Origin of the sequence: Polynucleobacter yangtzensis (genome assembly GCF_027924165.1) — a bacterium.
In the GTDB taxonomy this organism is placed as follows: Bacteria; Pseudomonadota; Gammaproteobacteria; order Burkholderiales; family Burkholderiaceae; genus Polynucleobacter; species Polynucleobacter yangtzensis.
Genome location: NZ_AP026973.1, coordinates 1,447,772 through 1,470,530 on the forward strand (window position 1 = coordinate 1,447,772; position 22,759 = coordinate 1,470,530).

The 22,759-nt window shown below is 44.3% G+C and carries 26 protein-coding genes and 1 pseudogene; 10 read left to right on the top strand and 17 right to left on the bottom strand.

Going from position 1 to position 22,759, the window contains the following annotated elements:
• Window positions 1–35: 35 nt before the first annotated feature.
• The 7 genes and pseudogenes from QMF28_RS07220 to QMF28_RS07250 all read right to left on the bottom strand — a co-directional run.
• A complete protein-coding gene (locus tag QMF28_RS07220) occupies window positions 36–359 on the bottom strand; it encodes a P-II family nitrogen regulator (protein ID WP_068324201.1) in 324 nt (107 codons plus the stop codon).
• A complete protein-coding gene (locus QMF28_RS07225; protein ID WP_281741986.1) occupies window positions 356–3,451 on the bottom strand; it encodes an efflux RND transporter permease subunit in 3,096 nt (1,031 codons plus the stop codon). The genes QMF28_RS07220 and QMF28_RS07225 overlap by 4 nt, the downstream gene beginning before the upstream one ends.
• A gap of 4 nt (window positions 3,452–3,455) precedes the next feature.
• On the bottom strand, window positions 3,456–4,802 hold the full coding sequence (locus QMF28_RS07230) for an efflux RND transporter periplasmic adaptor subunit (RefSeq protein WP_281741989.1): 1,347 nt from the start codon (window positions 4,800–4,802) through the stop codon (window positions 3,456–3,458).
• Complete coding sequence (locus tag QMF28_RS07235) at window positions 4,799–6,196, bottom strand: TolC family protein (protein ID WP_281741991.1); 1,398 nt, start codon at window positions 6,194–6,196, stop codon at window positions 4,799–4,801. Before QMF28_RS07235 ends, QMF28_RS07230 begins: the two co-directional genes overlap by 4 nt.
• Window positions 6,197–6,359: 163 nt before the next feature.
• Window positions 6,360–6,692 carry a hypothetical protein gene (locus QMF28_RS07240; protein WP_068324210.1) on the bottom strand — a complete coding sequence of 111 codons (333 nt, stop codon included), beginning with the start codon at window positions 6,690–6,692 and terminating at the stop codon, window positions 6,360–6,362.
• 158 nt (window positions 6,693–6,850) lie between these two features.
• Window positions 6,851–7,456, bottom strand: coding sequence for a universal stress protein (locus tag QMF28_RS07245; RefSeq protein ID WP_371819924.1), 606 nt, complete (start codon window positions 7,454–7,456; stop codon window positions 6,851–6,853).
• Window positions 7,439–8,107, bottom strand: a pseudogene (locus tag QMF28_RS07250) (TerC family protein); the annotation flags it as partial. The pseudogene QMF28_RS07250 and the gene QMF28_RS07245, both read right to left, overlap by 18 nt.
• 134 nt (window positions 8,108–8,241) lie before the next feature.
• Here QMF28_RS07250 and QMF28_RS07255 point away from each other — a divergent pair.
• Genes QMF28_RS07255 through QMF28_RS07265 form a run of 3 tightly spaced genes read left to right on the top strand, consistent with a single transcriptional unit; the run spans window position 8,242 to window position 10,980 of the window.
• Entirely contained in the window at window positions 8,242–9,126 is an 885-nt protein-coding gene (locus QMF28_RS07255) for a LysR family transcriptional regulator (RefSeq protein ID WP_281741993.1), read from the top strand.
• Between the two features lie 14 nt (window positions 9,127–9,140).
• Window positions 9,141–10,109, top strand: coding sequence for a sodium-dependent bicarbonate transport family permease (locus QMF28_RS07260; protein WP_281741995.1), 969 nt, complete (start codon window positions 9,141–9,143; stop codon window positions 10,107–10,109).
• A gap of 28 nt (window positions 10,110–10,137) precedes the next feature.
• Window positions 10,138–10,980 carry a DUF6671 family protein gene (locus QMF28_RS07265; RefSeq protein ID WP_281741997.1) on the top strand — a complete coding sequence of 281 codons (843 nt, stop codon included), beginning with the start codon at window positions 10,138–10,140 and terminating at the stop codon, window positions 10,978–10,980.
• On the opposite strand, the gene QMF28_RS07270 is transcribed toward QMF28_RS07265, so the two are convergent.
• Complete coding sequence (locus QMF28_RS07270; RefSeq protein ID WP_281741999.1) at window positions 10,977–11,597, bottom strand: glutathione S-transferase; 621 nt, start codon at window positions 11,595–11,597, stop codon at window positions 10,977–10,979. The genes QMF28_RS07265 and QMF28_RS07270 overlap by 4 nt on opposite strands.
• Window positions 11,598–11,671: 74 nt before the next feature.
• Between QMF28_RS07270 and QMF28_RS07275 the strand changes: the two genes are divergently transcribed.
• The 3 genes from QMF28_RS07275 (at window position 11,672) to QMF28_RS07285 (ending at window position 14,131) form a co-directional block, all read left to right on the top strand.
• Window positions 11,672–12,436, top strand: a complete 765-nt coding sequence (locus QMF28_RS07275; protein WP_281742001.1) for a COG3904 family protein — start codon at window positions 11,672–11,674, stop codon at window positions 12,434–12,436.
• A gap of 101 nt (window positions 12,437–12,537) precedes the next feature.
• On the top strand, window positions 12,538–13,728 hold the full coding sequence (locus QMF28_RS07280; protein ID WP_281742003.1) for a DUF3300 domain-containing protein: 1,191 nt from the start codon (window positions 12,538–12,540) through the stop codon (window positions 13,726–13,728).
• Window positions 13,729–13,777: 49 nt separating this feature from the next.
• A complete protein-coding gene (locus tag QMF28_RS07285) occupies window positions 13,778–14,131 on the top strand; it encodes a Rap1a/Tai family immunity protein (protein WP_281742005.1) in 354 nt (117 codons plus the stop codon).
• 79 nt (window positions 14,132–14,210) lie between these two features.
• Here the strand turns inward: QMF28_RS07285 and QMF28_RS07290 are convergent, their stop codons facing one another.
• The 4 genes from QMF28_RS07290 to QMF28_RS07305 all read right to left on the bottom strand — a co-directional run bounded on the left by QMF28_RS07290 (window position 14,211) and on the right by QMF28_RS07305 (window position 16,583).
• Complete coding sequence (locus QMF28_RS07290) at window positions 14,211–14,531, bottom strand: hypothetical protein (protein WP_281742006.1); 321 nt, start codon at window positions 14,529–14,531, stop codon at window positions 14,211–14,213.
• Between the two features lie 98 nt (window positions 14,532–14,629).
• Entirely contained in the window at window positions 14,630–14,782 is a 153-nt protein-coding gene (locus QMF28_RS07295; protein WP_281742007.1) for a DUF2256 domain-containing protein, read from the bottom strand.
• 5 nt (window positions 14,783–14,787) lie between these two features.
• On the bottom strand, window positions 14,788–16,323 hold the full coding sequence (locus tag QMF28_RS07300) for a cryptochrome/photolyase family protein (protein ID WP_281742008.1): 1,536 nt from the start codon (window positions 16,321–16,323) through the stop codon (window positions 14,788–14,790).
• The gene (locus QMF28_RS07305) at window positions 16,320–16,583 is read right to left on the bottom strand and encodes a TIGR03643 family protein (protein ID WP_281742009.1); all 264 of its coding nucleotides are present in this window, start codon (window positions 16,581–16,583) and stop codon (window positions 16,320–16,322) included. The genes QMF28_RS07300 and QMF28_RS07305 overlap by 4 nt, the downstream gene beginning before the upstream one ends.
• 76 nt (window positions 16,584–16,659) lie before the next feature.
• Between QMF28_RS07305 and QMF28_RS07310 the strand changes: the two genes are divergently transcribed.
• The gene (locus tag QMF28_RS07310; protein WP_281742010.1) at window positions 16,660–17,010 is read left to right on the top strand and encodes an HNH endonuclease; all 351 of its coding nucleotides are present in this window, start codon (window positions 16,660–16,662) and stop codon (window positions 17,008–17,010) included.
• Between the two features lie 125 nt (window positions 17,011–17,135).
• Window positions 17,136–17,354 (top strand): hypothetical protein, encoded by a 219-nt coding sequence (locus QMF28_RS07315; RefSeq protein WP_281742011.1) that lies wholly within the window; start codon window positions 17,136–17,138, stop codon window positions 17,352–17,354.
• An 8-nt stretch (window positions 17,355–17,362) separates the two neighbouring features.
• Here the strand turns inward: QMF28_RS07315 and QMF28_RS07320 are convergent, their stop codons facing one another.
• The 3 genes from QMF28_RS07320 to QMF28_RS07330 form a co-directional block, all read right to left on the bottom strand.
• Window positions 17,363–17,737, bottom strand: a complete 375-nt coding sequence (locus tag QMF28_RS07320; RefSeq protein ID WP_281742012.1) for a hypothetical protein — start codon at window positions 17,735–17,737, stop codon at window positions 17,363–17,365.
• Window positions 17,737–17,964, bottom strand: coding sequence for a hypothetical protein (locus QMF28_RS07325; RefSeq protein ID WP_281742013.1), 228 nt, complete (start codon window positions 17,962–17,964; stop codon window positions 17,737–17,739). Before QMF28_RS07325 ends, QMF28_RS07320 begins: the two co-directional genes overlap by 1 nt.
• An 85-nt stretch (window positions 17,965–18,049) precedes the next feature.
• Entirely contained in the window at window positions 18,050–19,279 is a 1,230-nt protein-coding gene (locus QMF28_RS07330) for a dicarboxylate/amino acid:cation symporter (protein WP_281742015.1), read from the bottom strand.
• A gap of 134 nt (window positions 19,280–19,413) precedes the next feature.
• On the opposite strand from QMF28_RS07330, the gene QMF28_RS07335 reads away from it, so the two are divergent.
• Both QMF28_RS07335 and QMF28_RS07340 read left to right on the top strand, forming a co-directional pair.
• Window positions 19,414–20,055, top strand: a complete 642-nt coding sequence (locus tag QMF28_RS07335) for a hypothetical protein (RefSeq protein ID WP_281742017.1) — start codon at window positions 19,414–19,416, stop codon at window positions 20,053–20,055.
• Between the two features lie 33 nt (window positions 20,056–20,088).
• The gene (locus tag QMF28_RS07340; RefSeq protein WP_281742019.1) at window positions 20,089–20,754 is read left to right on the top strand and encodes an alpha/beta hydrolase; all 666 of its coding nucleotides are present in this window, start codon (window positions 20,089–20,091) and stop codon (window positions 20,752–20,754) included.
• Here the strand turns inward: QMF28_RS07340 and QMF28_RS07345 are convergent.
• Window positions 20,747–21,532, bottom strand: a complete 786-nt coding sequence (locus QMF28_RS07345) for a sulfite exporter TauE/SafE family protein (protein WP_281742021.1) — start codon at window positions 21,530–21,532, stop codon at window positions 20,747–20,749. The two genes, QMF28_RS07340 and QMF28_RS07345, sit on opposite strands and share 8 nt — an antisense overlap.
• A 78-nt stretch (window positions 21,533–21,610) precedes the next feature.
• Window positions 21,611–22,693 carry a TRAP transporter substrate-binding protein gene (locus QMF28_RS07350; RefSeq protein ID WP_068324257.1) on the bottom strand — a complete coding sequence of 361 codons (1,083 nt, stop codon included), beginning with the start codon at window positions 22,691–22,693 and terminating at the stop codon, window positions 21,611–21,613.
• Window positions 22,694–22,759: the final 66 nt, after the last annotated feature.

A 22,759-nucleotide genomic window follows, 5' to 3' on the forward strand; every position in this document is an offset into this window, starting at 1 on the left:
TGGCTTAACCTGGTTAGCTGACCTTTTTAGCTAACTCAGGCAGTTGATTTAGCAATAAAGAATGCTTTTGGTACTGGAGTACACCAAACTACGCCATCCCCCACTTGTCCCGTCTGACATACCGTCACAATTCGATCCATCAGCACTTCAGCAACTTCATCATTACAAATAATTTCTACTCGTACTTTTGCTGAGTAGTCAGTTAATTCATCTTTGATATTTGCTTTACTGGTTTTAGATGGCGCACTACAACCCTCCACCTTAGCGACCGTCATTCCCGGAAATCCAGGAGTCTCCATCAGAGCTGTTCGTAAAGCAGGTAATTTACTGGGGCGAATAACCGCCTTGACTTCCATCATGCTTCCACCTCTTTGTCTTCAAACCATCTATATAGAACAGGTAACACTAATAAAGTGAGTGCCGTTGAGGTGATCAATCCCGCAATCACCACAGCTGCCAGAGGGCGAGTGACCTCTGATCCAGGACCGCCTGAGAACAACATTGGTACCAATGCCAACATCGCCACTGATGCAGTCATCATGACCGGTCTAAACCGGTGACCGCAACCATGAAGGAGCGCATCTTCCATACTGTAACCATCTTCACGTAACTGCTTAATAAAGGAGATCAGCACCACACCATTCAGCACGGCGATACCCCATAAGTTAATGAATCCTACCGCTGCTGGTACAGAGAGGTACTCACCTGTAATAAATAAACCAAACACGCCACCAATCGAAGCAAATGGCAGAACTAAAATAATGAGGCCTGCCAAGCGAATCGACTTAAATAACATAAACAATAAGAAGAATATGGCCAAAACCGTCAAAGGAATGATGACCATCAGGCGAGCCATCGCTCTTTGCATGTTTTCAAACTGACCACCCCATTGCAAGGTATAGCCTTGGGGTAATTCCACATTCTTGGCAATCAGCTCTTGGGCTTCTTTTACAAAGCCACCAAGGTCGCGTCCTTCCACATTCACGCCAACAACCAAGCGACGCTTACCAGACTCGCGGGAGATTTGGGCTGGACCTTCAACCAAGGAAATTTCAGCCAAGTCACGCATCAATACTTGGGCACCATCCGGAGAATGCAAAATAATATTCTCAATGGCGTCAATATTATTTCTGTAAGGACTTGGATAGCGCAGCACCAATGGGAAGCGACGCTCTCCCTCATAGATAGTACTGGCCTGCTTACCGCCGATAGCCGTTTCAATAACTTCATTCACATCGGAAACATTGATACCGTAGCGTGCAATCGCATCACGGTCAATTTTGATGTTGAGATAGTTCTGACCAGACGCCTGCTCAATACGTAAGTCATTGCTACCCTTCATCTTGGTTAGGATTTGACCAATCTGCGAGCCGAGTTTTTGCAAGACAGGTAATTCATCACCAAAGATTTTGACCGCTACTTGTGAGCGCACACCTGACACCATCTCATCTACCCTAGCTGCAATTGGTTGGGAGATTGCTAATTCAATTCCGGGTAAGGTTTTGAGCTTTTCACGAATTTGTTGAGCAATTTCTTCCTGGCTTAAATCTCTATCACCTAAGGGCTTGAGAGTCACGATCGGATCCGACTCATTCGGCTGGCCTGGATCTGCAGGAGACTCGCCTTTACCAAGTCGAGAAACAGCCATTTCGACACCAGGAATAGTCATGATGCGTTTAATCGCTTCGAACTCTAATTTAATAGACTCGTCCAAAGAGATGTTTGGCGCACGAACAATTACAGGAGTAATCGAGCCCTCTTGCATCACCGGAATAAAGGCCTTACCCAGCATGACAAACCCAACCAAGCTAATTCCAAGAGCAATGATGGCGCGTTTGACCACCAATTTAGGGTTAGCTAAACACCAATGCAACCAACGCTCGTACGGAGCGCGCATTTTTTTAACAATCTTGGTGTCATCCTCGCCGCCGCCCTTCAAGATGTAGGAGCATAAGACAGGTGATAGCGTGAATGACAGAATCAATGAGATAGTTAAGGCGATAGCAATCGTAATTGCCATCGGGGCAAACATCTTGCCTTCCATACCCTCAAGTGAGAGTAGTGGCATAAAGACCAGAATGATGATGCCCACACCAAAGAGTACGGGTTTACCGACTTCGGATGCTGCTTCTAAGATAATCCTGTTTTTAGATTCACCCCCTTTAAGACGTTCTCCCAATTTCGCGAAGGTGTTCTCTACTACCACTACAGAGCCGTCCACCATAATGCCGATCGCAATGGCAAGGCCGCCTAGGGACATCAGGTTCGCTGAAATGCCATAACGATTCATGACCAAGAAAGTAAGCAATGGCGTGAGCAGCAGCGTGGCAACCACAATCAGAGATGAGCGCACATCCCCCAAGAAGAGGAATAGCAAAATAATTACCAGAATCACGCCTTCAACCAGTACTTTTGCCACGTTGAACATGGCAGCATTCACCAAATCAGTACGGTCGTAGAAGGGCACGATCTGCAAGCCATCAGGAAGCAACTTACCTTCGTTAATCTCTTCAACTTTGAGTTTGATGCGATTAACTACATCTCTAGCATTTCCGCCGCGGATCATTTGAATGATGCCGGCAACACTTTCCGTGTAACCATTCTTAATAGCAGCACCCTGACGAATCTCGCTACCAATTGTCACTTCGGCTACGTTCTTCACGTATACCGGAATACCCTTCACTTCTTTTAGAATAATCTTGCCAATATCTTCTGGCTTAGTAATTAAGCCTAAGCCACGAATCAGGTAGCGCTCTGCATACGTTGGCAACTGACCGCCACCAGAGTTGGCATTATTTCTGGCAAGCGCTTGGTAGACCTCGTGCAAACTAATTTGATAGTGGCGCAGGCGTTCAGGGTTTACTAAGACTTGATACTCTCTGGCATAACCACCTTGCGTATTAATCTCAGCTACGCCAGGAATAGAGCGCAGCATTGGACGCACAATCCAATCTTGCACTGCACGACGATCAGAGAGCTCATCCACTGAAAGCTCACGATGTCGATCTGATGGATGATCAATGGTGTACTGATATACCTCACCTAAACCTGTAGATGGTGGCGCCAATACAGGAGTGATACCAACTGGCATTCTTGAAGCAACTTCGATTAATCGCTCTGTGACTAATTGACGAGCAAAGTAAATATCCGTTTTTTCTGTAAACACTAAGGTAATGACGGAGAGGTTATTACGGTTTAAAGAGCGCATCTCTGTTAAACCTGGTAAGCCGGTCATCGCCAATTCAACTGGAATAGTGACAAACCGCTCAACCTCTTCTGGTGATTTTCCAGGAGCCTCAGTGGCAACCTGGACTTGCACGTTTGTTACGTCCGGAAACGCATCAACAGAAAGTCGCTTGGTAGCCAATAGTCCGGCAACGAGCAATACGATGGCAATAATCACCACCAATAGGCGTTGCTGTAACGAGAGGCGAACGATTCTTTCAATCATCTACTTATCCACCACTCAGCTGACGCTTACGCTCTGTGTTTAAGTGATAAGCGCCTTCAATAGCAATCTCTTGACCCTCTTTGAGACCCGATATCACCGGACGATATCCTTTGCCCTCTGGACCGAGCTTGACAGCCACCATACGATAAGTGTCATCATCCAATCTCACAAAAACGTGGTCATGGTTATCTTCTCGAACGATGGCGCCTAAGGGCACAACCAACTTCTCAACCGGCTGACTCTCAATCAACATGGTTGCCAACATACCAGGCTTAATTGAGCCATTATTATTAGGCAAATCCATACGAACGACCACTGTACGAGTCTGGGGATTTACGATCGAATCAACGTGGGCAATGACGCCTTCAATCTCTTGATTTCTAAGTGCAGGAATGATGACCGAAGCCTTTTGTCCTTTTTGCATCAGATAGGAGTTACTCTCAGGTACCTCAGAAACAGCCCACAGGGTGCTCAGATCGGCCACTGTAAATAATGCATCGGAAGGTTGTACAACCTGACCACGATTAATCTTTCGCTCAACAATCTCACCTGGAATTGTGGCAATCACATTATTAATGGATTCAATCACACCAGTTTTGGCAAGCTTATCAATGTTTGCTTGATCCATCCCCTGAACTTTTAATTGATCATTCGCAGCACGAAACTCTGCCTTAGCACTACTCGCCTCGGCTTCGCGCCTTTGCAGTTCTGCAAGAGCAATCACATCCTCTTTATAGAGAATTTTTGCGCGATTAGCGGCTTGATCAGCCAGTTGACTTGCGCTCTTCGCTTTTAAGTAAGCTAGTTGCGATTGAGTTAATTCAGTAGAGGTAATTTTCGCCAGAATATCGCCTTGTTTTACTTGCTGACCCGGCACAGCGAGTATCTCAGATACGCGCCCCGTGACATTCGCGCCAATCCGAGCCAAAAAGCGCTCGTTGAAATCAATCCGGCCAGAAGCCCGCAACTCTTCCACAAAAGGAGACACTTGAACCTTGCCATCCGCAATCATCTTATGCAAATCTTCATTAACTACAACCATATTCGGGTCTTGCACTGATTTAACTGCAGGACTTCTATCAAATACGTTGAAGTAATTCAGGATGATGATGAATGCACAGAACCAAGGCAGATAAAACATACCCTTTTTAAACCAATGCGGCGATTTGTCATAGCGGCCGGTAACGGCAGGCACGTGCTCTTCAAGCCATTGATGGGCTTGTGCATACCACTGGTTCTGGGTCTGCAGAATTTGGCCGAATAATTCCTTCTTATGGAATTTAATCTTTCGCACCAAAAAGGTCTTCCAGACTTTTACCTTTTTCAGCATGGCTGCTAACTCTTGGTTCATTGCATTCCACTTTCTATCTTCGCAAGCCACTCTGGGCTCGCTCTTAATCTCTGAATCTCAGTTACCACAGAAGCCAAATCAAAACGTGCCTTAATCAAATCATTACGCGCTGCTCTAAATGTTCTTTGTGCATCCAAATACTCGAGCATGCCTCGCTCACCATAGCGATAAGAAACTTCAGCAATGCGACGCGCACTAGCTGCTAACTCGACCACTTCTGAGCTTAGTATTTTGACTTGGTAACTAGTCATTTGATAAAGCTTATAAGCAGTTTCCATTTGCTGATCTAAAGTTTGGCTTTGTGCATTTAATTGATTCTTTGCTTTAGAGGCGTTGGCTTCTGCCTCAGCAATCTGACCACCCTTAAAGTCCCAAATCGGAATACTCACTTGCAAACCATAAAGGCGATCAGTGAAGTTAGGGTCGTTGTATTGAGATGCCTTAAATGCCAAGCGAGGTAAGCGTGAATTTTTTTCAAAACTCAATTTAGATTCCGTTGCCTCAACCTCTGCCTTTGCCTTTTGCAGCTCTGGACTTTGACTCTGAACCTCGTTTAACAATTGAGTTAATGATGGCAAGACCTCAGGTTTTGGCTGCTCCGCTACAACCGTAAAATCTGCAGGCAATTGATGGCCCACCACTTGGCGTAACTGACTACGAGCCTGCTCCACACGTAACTTACTAGACTCTGCAGTAATTTGCGCATTCAGAAACTCCGTTTGCACTCGAATCAATTCGAAGCGGGCTGTTTCACCAACGTCATACCGTATTTGCATACGATCACGAATCTGTTTCGTCAGACTCATATCTTCTTCAGCAGCTTTTTGCTCTGCTTCACGGCGCATGAGTTCATAAAAGCGCTGCTGCACTCTCGAAATCGTCTCAACTTCAAAAGCAACACGCGTTGCTTCAGCTGCACGTAAATTTGCCTCGGCAGCATTTACCCTAGGGAAGCGGGTGTAAGGCATGTCCAATGGCTGAGTAACGGCCCATGATGAAACATTACCTACCGTCAAAGGACCGGTAGCAGATCGTTGCTGGCCTGTACTCACCTCAAACTCCGGATTCGGAATAGCTCTTGCTGTCGACAACTGCCCTTTAATTGCCTTAGCTTGATCGCGAGCCGCTAACACTTGAGGACTGGACTCCAAGGAGATGGAAATCAAGTCATTGATAGTGAACGTTTTTTTAGATTGTGCGCTGACATTTGCTGCCATTAAGGTGCTAGCAAAAACAATGACCAACCATCGGTACCGCGTCATACGTCCAACTTGCAAAGTATCTAAACGCAAATTATCCAACCAGCTAGGCGGAAGAGCAAGAAAACGTCCCCAATATGGGGCATAACAAGGCAAAACGATGCCTGAACGAAGGTTTTTGAGGTGGAAAGTCAATATTTGGCCATTTAGAAAATAGTAAATGGTCTTGCCTTAAAAATTACTCACATACCGGGCGCGAAGGCCGTAATGACGATATGTGAGACCCATTAATGGGCAGGCTACTCCCCGTTTATTCATCTTATTAGATCACAGATAAGCGACAAAGCCATCTGCGAGCTCAAGCATACGCTCGGCCAGATAATCGACCGTACTTCTGAGCCTTATTAAAAGCCTTTTGCATATGCTTATAGACTTTCTTTAAACCCATATCCAAAGCCGTTCTCCGGTCTCTTGCAGTGAAGCTCACCTCAATCTGCCGATTATCAAAAGTTTGCAATTCAATAATGCAGTTTTGATTACAGCCTGTTTTTGCCTGGGCTACAGAGGAATACTTCACTTTAATTTTTCTTACCAACCAAAAGAGTCTCTTCAGAGAGAACTTCACGCGATTCTCTGTGAATGTTTTAAATTCTGGTTCGATTTGTTCTTTTGTTTCCAATATGACATTCATGATTTATCTCCTTTGTTGAACATCTTGGATTAAATATAAGGCGATCTTTATTCTTAATAAAGCAGATGTTTATTGATAATAATTCTGTTATTTACTGATTATTTGCTTAAAAAAATGCCCTCGGTTAGAGGGCATAAAGAGAACCGCAGGATGTAAAACTAGTCAATTACTGCCGCCATTAAGGCGGTTGCTGCACCAGCGCCCAGTGCTGGGATACCCCAACGCTCAAGCGTAGATAAAGACTTGCCAGTGACTACCTCAACTGGAATATCACTGATTTCTAGTAGCTTGGCTGTTGTTGAATTCTCAAACAAGCGGCTGAGCGTATTTTTCTTAGCAGTGCCAATCACAATACGATTACAACCTAAGCGCTGCGCCTCATCTCGTAGAGCTTCCCCCTTATCGCCAGTCACATAAGTGAAGGAGAAATTCGCGCCAGCTTTTTCCAAAAATTCAGATGCTGACTTTGCGGCTGTTTGTGCACGCTCTGCTTGCCACTCATTAATGGTTTGTTTACTTAAAAACTTTCTGATGTGTGTGTACAGCGTGGGTTGAACATTACAGATATGAAAGTGTGTTTGACGATCATTGCCATACATATTCACTGCATGTTTCAAGGCCATTAATGCGTTACTAGAATCATCAACCGGAATTAGAACTTTGTTCATCACCTTTTCTCCTACGTTATAAGTCTGCTTATCGGATACCTCTGCATCAACTACAGCTGGCGCAATTGTCTCCTCCAACGCCAACCTACTCTTCATGAAACCACCAAACAGAACACCAAATATCACAAGGGCTTGGAAAGCATACCCAAAGGCAGGATTCTGGAATAACTGCATCTCCTTAACCATAGGCTCTGAGATCATCATCTTGGCGGCTGTCCAAGCCAGCACGCCAGCACCTATATAGGTAATAGATGGATAGCGCTCAACCAGCTTCAGGATTTGTGTTGAACCCCAAATCACGATTGGAATGCTGATGAGCAAACCAAGCACTACCAATATATAACTTCCATGAGATGCACCTGCTACCGCCAAGACGTTATCTAAACCCATGACTGCGTCAGCAATCACAATGGTTTTCATAGCGCCCCAAAAACTAGTAGAAGCATTGTTATGACCACCATCCTCATCTTTTGCAGGGGTTAGCAGTTTGTAAGCAATCCACACTAAGAGCAATCCGCCGATTAGCATCAATCCAGGGATCTTTAACAAATACACCACTACCAGTGTCATTGCGCTTCTGACTGCAATTGCGCCTACTGCTCCCCATACAATGGCCTTCTTTTGCAAATGGGCCGGTAAATTTCTGGCAGCCATCGCAATTACAATAGCGTTATCGCCTGCCAAAACCAAATCAATCACCACAATCGCTAGTAGTGCCGAAAAAAACTCAGGGCTAAATAGTTCCAATTGAATACCTCTATCTGTTTAGATTAAATAAGCAGTACATGAAATGCCATGACTAACTATGGGGTTAATGTAGGCTTATTTGTATTTAGCTAAAAGCAGATATATATTGATAGTAATTTCGGAAAAAACTGAATATGGCTAATACCTATAACTATCGTCACCTCTATTACTTTTGGGTGGTTGCCAAAGAAGGCAGCATGTCTAAGGCGGCAGAACGCCTGGATATGGCTATACAAACCATTAGCGCTCAAGTACATGAATTAGAGAAGTCTCTGGGGTACATGCTCTTTAAGCCAGCCGGGAGAGGAATCGCCCTCACTGAATCAGGGTTTGCAGCCTTAGAAATTGCTGATCAAATCTTTTCTATCGGAGAGAGACTGCCAGAAGCAGTGAGAGATGCAGCCAAGTCTCCTAGAACAAAAATTACGGTTGGCGTTTCTGATGGACTGCCGAAATTTGTTACCAGGCAAATGCTCGAGCCCATCTTGAAACACAAAGACGTTCAATTGATTGCGCATGAAGGGGAGTTTGATGATTTGCTAGCAGATCTCGCTTTGCATCGACTGGATATCGTTTTAGCCGATCGCCCAGCTCCGAGTAATAAAAATCTGAACGTCTATAGCGAAGAGTTAACAAAAACAGTTATCGCCTGGTATGCACCCAAGCAGCTTTCCAAAAAAGCAAAAGGAAAGTTTCCGGAGTGCTTAAAGGATCTCCCAGTACTGTTGCCTACAGCACACTCCACTGTACGTCCACTGATTGATCAGTGGCTGAAAAAATACGACATTATTCCGAATATTGTTGGAGAGTTTGAAGATAGTGCCCTACTAAAGACCTTTGCTGCCAGTGGGCTTGGCGTCTTTCCTGCCGGTAAGTTGATCGAAAAAGACCTTAAAGATACCTATGGCATCGAATTGCTGGGCAGCTGTGATGACATATATGAATACTTTTATGCGATTCGCTCTGAGAAGAAAATTCAACACCCTCTTGTGCAGGCAATCATTAAACAAAAAAACTGATAAACCCCTAAACCATGACTAATTTTCTGGATCCCGCCATACTGTTTTTTATCTTTGGGGTTTTTGCCGGCTCCGTAAAGTCCAACCTAGAAATTCCTCCGCAAATTTCTAGGTTTCTCTCGCTCTATTTATTAATGGCGCTTGGGCTGAAAGGTGGCTTTGCGCTTCACAAGTCCGGGTTTACTACTGAGATTGCTTTTTCTTTGGGGTTGGCGATATTTCTTGCTGTCATTATTCCCATCATTGGCTACTGGATTTTAAGAAGAAAGTTAAGTGCATTTGATGCCGCTGCAATTGCAGCCACTTACGGTTCGGTCAGCGCTGTTACCTTCATTACTGCCACACAATATTTAGATCAATTTGGTATTACTTATGGCGGTCATATGGCGGCAGCGATGGCGCTGATGGAATCCCCCGCTATTATTCTGGCGATTGTCTTGGCAAATAAGGCCAGGGCAGCCATGTCAACAGGCTCGAGCGTAAAAAACGAGCCTACCGGTATATCTAAAATACTTCATGAGTCTTTTACCGATGGAGCGCAATTACTGTTACTGGGATCAATGGTAGTGGCCCTGGTGAGCGGAGACTCAGGTCAAAAGTTAATGGCGCCCTTTTCGATCGATCTCTTTAAAGGCATGCTAGCTTTCTTCTTGCTAGACATGGGACTTATGGCCGCCAGAAACTTCAAGGGCTTAAGAGGTAAACCGCCCATAACCTTGCTCTACGCGATTGGCTCACCGCTGTCACATGCACTCTTAGCATTAGTGCTTTGTAAACTCATTGGACTCCCTTTAGGAAACACCATTCTCCTCATGGTATTGGCCTCGAGCGCATCGTATATTGCAGTACCAGCAGTTTTGCGTCACGCCTTACCCGAAGTGAACCCCGCCTTATATATGGGTATGTCTTTGGGAATCACTTTTCCGTTCAACATTATTTTGGGCATTCCGCTTTACACCCTGATTGCCACAGCATTGCTGTAGAAATACTTTATAAGCAAATAAGAAACCTATGGGCATCTTTTCCAAACGATCAGCCAGCTTATTAACCAAGCACGGCAAAGAAAAGGTGATCGGCGAAGTGCTTAATGCCGAAGTAGATTGCTTTGTAGAGCATACGGATACCTACGATACCGATTTGCTGGGCACATTTACACAGGAAACGGCTCGATACGGCTCGCAACTAGATGCTGCACGCAAAAAAGCTGCTATCGGAATGGAATTGCTCAAGTGTGACTTGGGCTTGGCCAATGAAGGTGCGTTTATGAATGACCCTTACACCGGTGCCATCCCCTGGAATAATGAATTAGTTGTTCTGATGGATCAAAAACACCAACTTGAACTAACTGGATTTGCTAGTGGTCCAGCCCAAAATGAGAGTAGCTACGCAACACATTGGGAAGAGCTCAAAAAGTTTGCTGATTCTGCACTCTTTCCATCGCACCACTTAGTCATCAAACCCACTGATGAATATCACCCGCAATCGAGAAAAGGGATTCAAGATTTAGCGGAACTAAAGGATGCTTTTGATTGGGCAAAAAGCCTATCCTCAAAAGGTATTGTTTATGTTGAAAATGATTTACGCGCCTTTGCCAATCCAACCCGCATGGAAAACATTCGCAAGGCTGCGATTGACCTAGCAAATAAGATGAACTCAGTCTGCACCCAGTGCAATACTCCTGGATTTTGGATCACAGATGTAAAACGTGGCCTGCCATGCAAGGCCTGCGGTCTAGCAACAGATGAGGAAATTGCCAAAATCTGGAGCTGCATTAAATGCGAACACAAGCAAACCGAAGGTATGAAAGTATTTAGGTTTGCAGAACCCTCAAATTGCAAGCACTGCAATCCTTAATCCCGCCAGACTGGGTGCTTGTGCATTACAGAATGAAATAATTCAGACTCAAGAAGTTGTGCAAGCCATTTCTTGACTGCGGGAATTGGCAAATCATCAAACTTCTTTAGATCAACCATCGAAAACTGTCTAATGAATGGAAAGATAGCAATATCTACCCAAGTCATTTTTTCTCCAAGCAAGTATTGAGAATTTTGCAATGATTTTTCCATAGGCAACAACATTATTTGCAATATCTCATTGAGAACTGCTTCAGTATCTAGCTCTGGAAAACGGTTGGGATACTTATATTGATCTAACAGGACTTTAAAGGGTCCATCATTTTTTTCAATCCATGCTTGAGCAATAGCATCATCAGCACTTCTCCACTGATCGGGATCAGATCGCGAGATTGCCCAATGCATGATGTCCAAGCTTTGATCCAGAACTAAGCCATCCATACAAAGTACGGGAACAGTTCCTTTAGGGGAGGCCAGCAACATCGATTGAGGCTTGTTGCGTAACTCAATCTCACGATGCTCAACCTCAATGCCCGCGTATTTCAAAGCCATACGAGCGCGCATTGCGTAAGGGCATCGGCGATAGGAGTACAAAATAGGCGTCATAAATTTTTTCAATTAAATGCACCTCATAGTAAACGAAAAGCATTGAATGTCGCGTAAAGTTAATTATTATTAAGCTCTATTTTCTTATGAAAAAATTCCTTCTTTTATTTCTTGCTTTTTTACTTTTGCAAAGTACACGAGCTATATCCTCATCGGACGTACCCCGTATCATGCGAATTGAAGGGGTTATAAACGCAGACACCCTTCAGAAAATTCAACGCGAGTTATTGGGCTGGAAAAATCAGGATCCTATTCCAGCCGGCCTCATCGTGCTCTTAAATAGCCCAGGTGGCAATGGTGAAATAGCGATGCAAATTGGAAGATTATTGCGTCAAAAAAATGCCCAAGCTTTTGTAACCGGACACTGCGAAAGTGCTTGTGTATTTATTTTGGCTGGCGGGGTTGTGCGAGCAGCCAAAACTGGAACAGTGGGTGTGCATGCTGGAAGATTGACAATCACCAGCCGAGATGGAGAGATTATCAAAGAAATTGATGCTTCTCAAAGCCTTGAAAATTCATTCAAGCTTACTAGCTTTAATAGTATGGTGAATCAGTACTTATTCGAAATGGGAATTCGCAATGGCTTAATAGACGTAATGCTGTCATATAAATCTAAGCAAACTTATAAACTAACTGAAATGGAGATGCTTGAATTTGGAATTGTCGGTTTTGATAATGAATATCTGCGCAAGCGAGGGGATTTATTTGCATTGCTACCTAAATCCGAACGAATTAATCGAATTCAGCTATACAACAGAACCTTATCGGTACCCAAACTCTGCAGCAGCCAAAGTAACGATGCATTTATTAAATGCTATGAGTCCGTCTTATTAGGGAAAATACCACTGTGAGCCATATTGAACAGTTTACGCCTAGAAGATACTGAGTAATTTTTAATAAAACCTTGAAGATTGAGTAAAATATTTTTCTACTCATATAAAAGGATGCGCTAATGTCGGCACCAAAAAAAAGGGGGGTTCCCTCTCAATTACTTGCAGGGCTTTTAGTTACAGCACTGAGTCTACCTGCGGTAGTACCTGTTACCTATGCTCAAGGTAGCAATCAAACTCAAGCAAGCAAGCAATCACAAGCACAATTAGAGGCGCTGGTTGCCCCCATTGCACTATATCCAGATCCTTTGGTATCACAAGTATTAATGGCATCTACGTACCCCTTAGAGGTTTCAGAAGCTACGAATTGGTTGCGTAATAACGGCAACATCAAAGGGGATGCATTAAATAGTGCTTTGCAGCAACAGGACTGGGATCCTAGCGTGAAGTCTTTAGTATCTTTCCCTCCCGTTTTAAATATGATGGGATCACAATTAAGTTGGACCCAAAATTTAGGTAATGCGGTATTGGCTCAACAATCCGATGTAATGACTGCAATTCAAGCATTGCGCGCTAAAGCAAAAAAGACTGGCGCATTGCAATCAAACTCCCAGCAAACAGTAACAACTCAAGGTAGCGGCTCCTCCGAAACGATTGTGATTCAGCCAGCAAATCCACAGGTTGTTTATGTTCCATCCTACAACCCAACTGTCGTCTATGGCGCTTGGCCCTATCCAACTTATCCACCTGCCGCGTATTACCCTCCAGGCTATGTTGCTGGGACTGCACTTCTCTCATTTGGTGTAGGCATGGCGGTAGGTGCTGCACTTTGGGGCGGTTGCCATTGGGGAGGCGGCTGGGGTGGTGGCAACTCACTGACTATTAATAACAATAACTTCAATAACTTCAATCGCAACACTAACAACAATTGGTCTGGAAACAGAAGTGGCACAAGTGATTGGAAGCCAGATCAACAACGACGCAATGCCAATCTTGGTGGCGGGGGCGCAAGCCGTGATGCCGAACGTGACCAGTTACGTCAAAATCTTCAGCGCAACGGTATTAGCGGTGATAGCCGCAATAATATCGGCAGTCGCAGTGGCGAAGATCGCAACTTAGGTCAGAACGATCGGTCTGGAGACCGAAATTCAGGCAGTCGCGATACTAGACAAAGTAATTTTAGAAATGATTCCAGTGGTTTTGGGGATGCGCGCGGCGCCAAATTTAATGGCGGCGGTGATCGCTTTGGTGGCGGCAGTGCTCGCTCAGGTGGAGATCACTTTGGCGGTGGCGGCTTTAGAGGCAGACGCTAATCGACTAAACCTAACAAACTTAATTTAAGACTAATACGAAAGAATAATCATGAAAAAACAAATCCTATCATTAGTATTTAGTAGCGCACTTTTGGGCCTATCAAGCGGATCTCAAGCAGGCAATATGATTAGCACGCAAGAACTTTTACAAGACTGTAAGGGCACTAATGGCACTTTTATTACCTGCGAAATTTATGGACAGGCTGTTTACGACACTTATCTAGTAACGCGCAATTCAAAAACAGCCCCTGAATTTATTTGCCTAAAGCAACCCGCACCAACGCGCAAAGAGGTTATCCAAGAATTTATTGGCTGGGCAGAAAAAAATACTCAATACGCAGCCGATCCTGCAGCTGATAGTGTTTTACGGTTCTTGGCAGGTAAATTCCCATGCGGAAAATAATCTAAATAAAGCAATTAATGATTGCATAAATAAAGGCCACTTTCGAGTGGCCTTTATTTTGGTTAGTCAGTAATAAGTTTTAATAATTAACCCTTTGCCAGCCGCTGGGACAAGCCTGAGTCTGCGGGTAATAAAGCCCATTCTCAGGACAAAAAGCTGCTGATTGAGGTTGTGGTGGATAGCTATATTGAAGCATGTAGTAAGCAGGGGCAGGCCTGTAGTACGCATTTGCTACAACCACTCCAGCAAGAGCGCCTACAGCAAAAGGAGCCCACCCACCACGCCAACCGCCTCCATGACTGCTATAGTAGTAGCTACCTCTGCCACCATGGGCGCTGACAGTTGACGCTGCTCCGGCAAATGCCGCTCCTAGAAGCAAGCAAACCAGTAACTTTTTCATGTAGACCTCCTAGTCACAAAGGAAATACATCCTTTTCCTATGTAACGGGTCAACCTTTAGGGAGTTGACAGAGATACATTAAAAACTTCAGTTCGCCTTTAAAGTTTTTTTGCCCTACAGGCATCTGAGCAATACTTCACTGACTCCCAGTTTTTTGCCCACGACTTTCTCCAAGTCATCTCTTTTTTACAAACCACGCAAATCTTCGATGGCAGAAAGCTTTTATTACCCTTAAATGATGTCTTTGTCATGATTTTCAAAGATCATCCAAGTGATTTAGTATTTTCTGTGCATGCAGCGTAATTTCTTTTTGATCTTCGTCACTAATACGCTTCAGATTAGCCGTCATGAGTCTCGTTCTTGGGCTAGCCTCAAATTGTTCTCGATGCTTGATTAAGAAATTCCAATACAAAGTTGTGATGGGGCATGCATCTTCTCCGTAACGAACCTCAGGTTTATATTTACAAGACCCGCAATAGTTACTCATCCGCTTAATGTAGGCTCCACTGGCTATATAAGGCTTGCTTGTAAATCTACCGCCATTAGCAAATAAGGCCATGCCTGCCGTATTAGGAAGCTCAACCCATTCAATCGCATCCACATATATAGCCAAGTACCACTCACATACTTCCTGCGGCAGAATTTCTGCTAAAAGAGCAAAGTTACCTGTCACCATTAAGCGCTGAATGTGATGCGCATAGCCATATTGCAGTGTTTGGCCTATGGCATCTTTCATGCAAGCCATTTGTGTCTGCCCATTCCAGTACCACTTTGGCAATGGGCGTTGATGCTGGTAGTAATTATCCTGCGCCATCTTTGGCATATCTAGGTAGTACATGCCGCGTACAAACTCGCGCCACCCCAATACCTGCCGAATGAAGCCTTCAATAGTTGAAAGATCTAAAGAATATTTTCTCCAAGCCACTAACACTGCATTCACCACTTCGCGCGGATTAAGCAACTTCAGGTTGAGTGCACTCGATAAAATAGAGTGCCATCCAAAGGGTGTATCAGTCCACATCGCGTCTTGATAAACACCAAAGTTTCTTAAGCGGTACTCGACAAAATATTCCAGGGCTTGAACCGCTTGCTCTCTAGTAACGGGCCAATTAAATACATCTAGAGACCCAGGGTGATCTGGGTAAGTCTTTTGAACCCAGTCCAGCACTTCTTGTGTGATTGCGTCGACTTCAAACGATGCTGGAGCATCGATGATGCCTGGACCCTTTTTAGGATAGGGCCTGCGGTTATCTTGATCAAAGTTCCACTGCCCGCCCTCGGGATTGCCTTCACGGTCTACCAATATATTGTGCCGCTTACGCATCAATCGATAGAAGTACTCCAGCCTGAACTCTTTTTTATTTGCTGCCCACTCTACGAATTCTTGGCGGGAGCAATAAAAATGCTCATCCTCCCGCATTTCTAATTCAATACCAAGATCTTTTGCTAATGCTTCGAGCGCCTGCTTGAGACGCCATTCGCCTGGCTCAATACAAACCAAACGCTTCACTTTATTTTTTTGGATTTGCTCTCGCAGAACCTCAACAATCGACAGTGGCGAACTTTTTATATAAGTCAGCGGATAACCCTGCTTTTCAAGTTCAACTGCAAAGTGACGCATTGCCGATAGAAATAGAGCGATTTTGGCCTTATGAGTCCAAACATACTGGGCCTCATTGGCCGATTCAATCATGATGATTTGATCCGACTTGGGATTAATATCTCGCAAGGCAGAGCTCTGCAAATCAAGCTGATCACCCAAAATCAGAATGAGGCGCTCAGGATGCTTCATTTATTCTTATATTGAGTTGGGCAGTAAGCCCGAGTGACATCTTCACTACGCAAAGCACTATGTTTAGTTGCTCGTCCGGTAACTCGTTTACGCCAGAGCTCAAATGAGCTGCGCTTAAGCTCCTTACGCATGATGGCGATCACCTGGGGCTCACCCAGACCAAAGCTTTTCTCAATGGCATCAAATGGCGTACGGTCCTCCCAAGCCATTTCTATAAGGCGAGATAAGTCGGGTTCGGAGAGGGTTACGGATTTTGGCACCCAGCAAGTTTAAGACTTATTTACTAAACTAGCTTGAGTACATGACTTTGCTCCGGAATATAGCCAAACCCCTCGCATGATTGGAAAAATTCGTCAAAAACTGATTGCACAGGAGGTGCCGGCCTTACAAAAGCCGGCTGAAATCATGTGCCCCATCTGTGATCGCCCCATTCCGGCGTCGCAAAGGGATGCCCACCATCTCATCCCCAAATCTAAGGGCGGTAAAACTACGGAATACCTTCATCGAATTTGCCATAAACAAATACATGCCTTGTTTACCGAAACCGAACTTGCTCAGCAATATCATCACGCTCAGGCACTAAGAGAACATCCAGAGATGAAGAAATTTATTCACTGGGTAGAAAATAAGCCGGATTCATTTTATGAAAAGACTCGTAAAAGTAGTCGCCTAAAATCTAGCAAATAAATATTGCACCCCTTCTGTGCAAGCTATTACTTTGCAGTAGATGGTTAGCCCCTATTTTGGTGCAATTGATTTAGAAACTGTGCAATTCAAAAAATCATTCTAACTCCTATTGCTTAATATGAGTCATGCGCATCAAAATAACAAAGAGCTTAGTATTGCCTGCTCAAATGCTCGAGACTGAAAGTATTCCTGAAGCACTATTTCCGGAAGGGGATTACCTTGCCAACCTCACACCAGACGGAAAAATTGAGGTCATCAATACTAGGAAAATTAAGGCGCTCTTTTCGTTCTCGCAATTTAGAGACAGAGTATCTCTAGGAGAATTTATTGTTGTGGAAGCTTAAAAAAGATCTTAGTGAGCTAAATCCAAGCTTTCTACAACGGCAGTCAGAGCAGCCACAGATGTAAATGCCTGTGCACTCGCTCCTTTTAAGTCCACATCCTCCCAATTAAATTCCAGAGAGAAGTGGGCAGACTCCACAATCAATTCGTAACTGGCAGAAGGCTTGGCTGCAACTTCTTTCGGCTCTTCGCTGACTGGCACCCTTAAAGATTCAATGGCGGCCATTAAAGTGCTGACCTCATTGCCAGACAGCTCTCTTGAGCGCAGCACATCATCTGTTCGCTTAATAGAAATCTTAGAGACTTCATCAATCGTTACTTCATATTGATTCAGACCAAGATCCATCCACACAGTGAGCTCGAGAGCGATTGGGTATGTTTTCATTAATCCACCTCATCAATGTGTGGTTCATCAAAATGTTTTTGGGTAGGCTTGAGGCTTGCCTCTAGTTGGGTCCATCTACCTTGATGTATTCGATAGGCACAATCTTTAGCATGATTCTCGAGCAAGCCAAAAATAATCGTAGTTGGGATCTTGCAATGCAGGCACCGATATGCATGCTGATGCTCTGCAATTTTCTCCTGCGGATAATCTATATAAAACGGTTTCATCACAACCCCCTCTGTCTAGAGCAAGCTATGAAATCGATCTTACACCTACATACATCAAATTACGACTACATTTGAGGGGATCTACCTAACCCTCTAACTCACCTTCCCATTTGGAGATGACGGCAGTAGCCAAACCATTACCCAAAACATTGGTTGCAGAACGTGCCATGTCTAAGAAATGATCAACACCCAGGATTAATAACACCCCAGCTTCAGGCAAGTTAAATTGCGATAAGGTTGCAGCAATCACCACCAAAGAAGCTCGTGGCACACCCGCAATGCCTTTAGAAGTAATCATCAATACCAGCAACATTAAGAGCTGTTGACTTAACTCCATTTCAATACCATAGACCTGTGCAATAAAGACGGCAGCAAAAGTGCAATACATCATCGAGCCATCTAGATTAAATGAATAACCCACGGGCAAGACAAATGAAGCAATTTTGTTTTTACAACCAAAGCGCTCTACCCTCTCTAACGTCATGGGATAAGCAGCTTCAGAGCTGGCCGTTGTAAACGCCAATAATGCTGGCTCACGCAACATCTTTACTAAGTGCAAAGTGCGTTTTTTAAGAACGAGAGAACTGATGAGAATAATCACTATCCAGAGCGTAAAGATGGATGCATAAAAGCTCAACATGAACTTGCCGTAGGTCATTAATATGCCTACGCCATTCTCCGCAATTACTGATGAGACAGCTGAGAATACCGCTATAGGAGCAAGCTTCATCACTGCCGTTGTAATCTTGAGCATGATGTGCGAGAGCATATCGAGGTTGCGAATGAATTCATCTGCTCGCGCGCCCATACCAGCTGCACCCACACCAAAGAAGACGGCAAACACAACAATTTGCAAGATCTCATTTTTTGCCATTGCATCAAAGATACTGACAGGGAAGATATGTCGCACAAATTCAGGAAGATTGAGGCTGCTCTTATTTAATCCAGTACTAGCAGCAATCTCCGGCAGAGTTAACTCCACCCCAACACCTGGTTGCAGAATATTCACCATCACTAAGCCGAGCAATAGGGAAACCAAAGACATAGATATAAACCATGCAAAGGTTTTTAAACCCACTCGACCGATTGTTGAGGCATCACCCATTTTGGCAATACCAACCACGAGTGTTGCAAACACCAAGGGTGCAATAATCATTTTGATCAAGCGCAAGAATACGTCTGTCAAGATGGAGATATAAGTTACATACTGACCAGGAAAAGCCGTTCCGGCACCGTACAGATTCACCAAATAACCTGCCAAAACACCTAAGACCATCGCCCCTAAAATGAGATTAGTTAGCTTTTTTGAGTTCATGTATCGCCTATATGAAGGGGGAGTATTGGGAGATTTTACTAAGTTCCGCGCATCCCCTAGTGAAAGTGCCGATAGGTTTTATCTAGGCTTTAGTTAGACTGACATATTCACCTACCTGAATAAATAGAGGCAATATGATTTGGTTGGGCCTAGCAGTAGCCATTTTTCTGGGAGCCTTGTTTGCAAGTCCACCCCGCTCATTTTCTAAACCACCCCTAAGTTGGTTGGCTCCCGCTACCATCATCTTTCTGGTCATCGCTTGGAATATCTCACCAAGCCTGCCAGGCCAACCTGCTGGGAAGTTTTATGGCCTGATCTTCCATTTTTATGGTGCCTCACTGCTAACAGCAATGTTTGGACCAGCAATCGCCCTTGCCATTTTATTTCCAGTGGCATTTCTAGGTGTCTATGTAATCCAAGGAAACTATGAAGTCGCTTCGCAGCATTATTTAATGGTGTGTGTGCTGCCTACACTGTTTGCTTACCTATCCATTCAAATCATTCAACGATTTATACCAAAGCATTTATTTGTTCTGATTCTTGGCAATGGTTATGTAGCTGCTTTTATGAGCATAATTCTATCGGGAACCCTCTTGCTGGTTATCAGGCTGGTAATGGGCGAAGCAAATCAGCTAGATTTCGAAGGATGGTTCTTGGGTCTCATAATTATTGCGTTTATGGAAGGCTCTTTATCCGGAATGCTGTTGGCCATACTGCTTATTTTCAGGCCACACTGGGTGTCAACCTACAACGAAGATGCTTATATGAGTCGATAATGATCGATTCAAATTCATTCAGAGAAAATTAATATGCTCCCATGCATTGAAATAGAAACTAGTCCGAACCCTACAGCAGCCATTATCTGGCTCCACGGCCTTGGCGCAGATGGTAATGATTTTGTACCGATCATTCCAGAATTAAAACTCACGGACAGCCCCGGAATTCGCTTTGTATTTCCTAGTGCGCCAAGCATGCCCGTCACTGTAAATGGCGGCTATGTAATGCCAGCCTGGTATGACATCATCGGCCGAAACCTCATGGACCAAGAAGATGCAGCTGGCATTCAAAAATCGGCAGCAGCAATAGTTGAGCTTATTGAAAAAGAGGCTAGCCGCGGAATTGCATACGACAAAATAGTGCTAGCAGGCTTTTCGCAAGGATGCGCAATGGCATTACATATCGGCTTGCGTTTTCCACACAAGCTGGCAGGCATTATTGCCTTGTCGGGATATCTACCTCTCGCAATGAGTGCCAATATAGAAAAACATTCTGCAAACTCCACTACCCCCATCTTTATGGCGCATGGAACCTATGATCCAGTAGTCACTCTGGATCGCGCCCAAGCATCATATGCTCTGCTTGAATCCATGGGTTATCAAGTGGATTGGAATGAATACCCAATGGAGCACTCAGTGAATCATGAAGAGCTGATGGATATCTCACGCTTTTTACAGCAAGTACTGAAAACTACATAAGCCCATCAGAAATTAATTTGATGCTAGCGACTAGCAAAAAGAATCTCACTGTACGGTAATACCATTTCATAGAGATTCTTTTGGCTAAGTAAAAGCCAAAGTAGACGCCAATAGGCACACAGGGCAATAAGATGATTGAGGTTGCTAGCTGTTGGTAATTGAGAAGATCTAAATAGGCATATGGTCCAAGCTTGCCAAAATTAATGACCGTAAAGAAAATCCCCAGGGTCGAGGTATAGACCATCGGCAAAAGATTCTCTCGAAGCATATAAACGGTAATTGGCGGACCGCCAATATGCGCTACAAAAGAAGTGAACCCTGAGGTCAAACCCATGGCACGCCCAAGCCATGGATAGGATTTAGTCTCCTTCAGCTCCATACGCGACATGGCGAGATTCTGAATCAAAAACAGAAGGGTAAAAATACCAATGGAGAGCGTCAATGCCTTTGGAGTAATGGCAGTAAAGAAAATCACCCCCAGGAGAAGACCCACAATTGCTGGTGGCGTAATAATTTTCAGAATACGCCAGTTAGCATTGCGAATAAATCTACGCATCCCTACTAAATCAATTGCAATTAAAAGTGGCAGCAAAATTGCTAGGGCTTCGTTAATGCTGGATTGGCTTGCCATCAATGGTAGCGACAGAATACCAAGACCCGCACCAAAGCCGCTTTTTGACACCCCGACGATGATCACACTAATCACTGCACACACAAAAAATATGAATGAGTGCGCATGAAAAGACTGAACTAATGAAGAGGCAATCGAATCAAACATGGCTTGATAGTAGCAAACGTAGAGTCGCTAAAAAGAAATAGGGCCCACTGGGAGCCCTGTTACTAAATACTGTTCTGGTTAAAGTTTCTTGTTAAAGCTGTATTGTGAAAATGCTTGTTCAGCCACATTAAACCACTGGGCTTCCATATTCCTAAAGGCGCGATAGTCCTCAAAAATCTTTTTAAATTGTGGATTCTTGGCAGATTCTTCCGCGTAGGTTTCTTGACTAGCTTTAAAGCATGCGTCCAGGATCGTAGTGTTGAACTTACGCAGTACCGCACCATTTTGTAAAAGGCGCTGTAATGCTGGTGGGTTGAGCGCGTCATACTTGGCGCACATGTCTGTATGCGCTTCAAAACAGGCTGCTTCCCATGCCGCCTGGTAAGAAGGCGGCAATGAATCCCACTGCTTCTTATTAACCAAGAAAGATAATCCTGCGGCGCCTTCCCAAAACGCAGGGTAATAATAATTTTTAGCTACTTTAGCCAGGCCTAACTTCTCATCATCGTATGGGCCAACAAATTCTGCAGCATCAATCGTGCCTTTTTCTAAGGCCGAATAGATCTCACCAGCAGGTAGCTGCTGTGGAACAACGCCTAGCTTTGCAAGCACTTGTCCTGCAAAGCCTGCGATACGGAATTTCAGACCCTTTAAATCTTCTGGAGATTTAATTTCTTTACGAAACCAGCCACCCATTTGCGTGCCAGTCTGTCCGCCTAGGAAATTCACAATGTTGTAGCTTGCATAGAGCTCACGCATTAACTTCATACCATTGCCATGGAGCATCCAAGCAGCTTGCTGTCTGGCTGTCATACCAAATGGAGCGGCAGTATCAAAGATGAAAGCGCTGTTTTTGCCTAAGTAGTAATAACTCGCAGTATGTCCACACTCTACTGTGCCATTTTGAACTGCGTCTAATACTTGCAGAGCTGGAACCACCTCTCCTGCTGCAAATACCTTGACATTGAATTTTCCATCAGTTGCTTTACGTAATGCACTTGCAAAGACTTCTGGCGTACCAAACAAGGTATCCAATGATTTAGGAAAGCTGGATACCAAGCGCCAATTCAAAGTTGGTAAGTTTTGCGCAAGTGCCGGTGTAGCTAGAGCTGCAGCACCAGCGCCAATAGTGGCTTTCTTTAAAAATGAACGTCTTTGCATTACTGTCTCCCCCTTAAAAAATCATGCATTTGCATATTGGTTTTATATTTAGCTACTACGCTGAGT

Bases quoted from the DNA above. Each gene is read 5' to 3' on its own strand.
- QMF28_RS07220 (WP_068324201.1), bottom strand. From the start codon at position 359: ATGATGGAAGTCAAGGCGGTTATTCGCCCCAGTAAATTACCTGCTTTA.
- QMF28_RS07225 (WP_281741986.1), bottom strand. From the start codon at position 3,451: ATGATTGAAAGAATCGTTCGCCTCTCGTTACAGCAACGCCTATTGGTG.
- QMF28_RS07230 (WP_281741989.1), bottom strand. From the start codon at position 4,802: ATGAACCAAGAGTTAGCAGCCATGCTGAAAAAGGTAAAAGTCTGGAAG.
- QMF28_RS07240 (WP_068324210.1), bottom strand. From the start codon at position 6,692: ATGAATGTCATATTGGAAACAAAAGAACAAATCGAACCAGAATTTAAA.
- QMF28_RS07245 (WP_371819924.1), bottom strand. From the start codon at position 7,456: ATGAAGAGTAGGTTGGCGTTGGAGGAGACAATTGCGCCAGCTGTAGTT.
- QMF28_RS07255 (WP_281741993.1), top strand. From the start codon at position 8,242: ATGGCTAATACCTATAACTATCGTCACCTCTATTACTTTTGGGTGGTT.
- QMF28_RS07260 (WP_281741995.1), top strand. From the start codon at position 9,141: ATGACTAATTTTCTGGATCCCGCCATACTGTTTTTTATCTTTGGGGTT.
- QMF28_RS07265 (WP_281741997.1), top strand. From the start codon at position 10,138: ATGGGCATCTTTTCCAAACGATCAGCCAGCTTATTAACCAAGCACGGC.
- QMF28_RS07275 (WP_281742001.1), top strand. From the start codon at position 11,672: ATGAAAAAATTCCTTCTTTTATTTCTTGCTTTTTTACTTTTGCAAAGT.
- QMF28_RS07280 (WP_281742003.1), top strand. From the start codon at position 12,538: ATGTCGGCACCAAAAAAAAGGGGGGTTCCCTCTCAATTACTTGCAGGG.
- QMF28_RS07285 (WP_281742005.1), top strand. From the start codon at position 13,778: ATGAAAAAACAAATCCTATCATTAGTATTTAGTAGCGCACTTTTGGGC.
- QMF28_RS07290 (WP_281742006.1), bottom strand. From the start codon at position 14,531: ATGAAAAAGTTACTGGTTTGCTTGCTTCTAGGAGCGGCATTTGCCGGA.
- QMF28_RS07295 (WP_281742007.1), bottom strand. From the start codon at position 14,782: ATGACAAAGACATCATTTAAGGGTAATAAAAGCTTTCTGCCATCGAAG.
- QMF28_RS07300 (WP_281742008.1), bottom strand. From the start codon at position 16,323: ATGAAGCATCCTGAGCGCCTCATTCTGATTTTGGGTGATCAGCTTGAT.
- QMF28_RS07310 (WP_281742010.1), top strand. From the start codon at position 16,660: ATGATTGGAAAAATTCGTCAAAAACTGATTGCACAGGAGGTGCCGGCC.
- QMF28_RS07315 (WP_281742011.1), top strand. From the start codon at position 17,136: ATGCGCATCAAAATAACAAAGAGCTTAGTATTGCCTGCTCAAATGCTC.
- QMF28_RS07320 (WP_281742012.1), bottom strand. From the start codon at position 17,737: ATGAAAACATACCCAATCGCTCTCGAGCTCACTGTGTGGATGGATCTT.
- QMF28_RS07325 (WP_281742013.1), bottom strand. From the start codon at position 17,964: ATGAAACCGTTTTATATAGATTATCCGCAGGAGAAAATTGCAGAGCAT.
- QMF28_RS07330 (WP_281742015.1), bottom strand. From the start codon at position 19,279: ATGAACTCAAAAAAGCTAACTAATCTCATTTTAGGGGCGATGGTCTTA.
- QMF28_RS07335 (WP_281742017.1), top strand. From the start codon at position 19,414: ATGATTTGGTTGGGCCTAGCAGTAGCCATTTTTCTGGGAGCCTTGTTT.
- QMF28_RS07340 (WP_281742019.1), top strand. From the start codon at position 20,089: ATGCTCCCATGCATTGAAATAGAAACTAGTCCGAACCCTACAGCAGCC.
- QMF28_RS07345 (WP_281742021.1), bottom strand. From the start codon at position 21,532: ATGTTTGATTCGATTGCCTCTTCATTAGTTCAGTCTTTTCATGCGCAC.
- QMF28_RS07350 (WP_068324257.1), bottom strand. From the start codon at position 22,693: ATGCAAAGACGTTCATTTTTAAAGAAAGCCACTATTGGCGCTGGTGCT.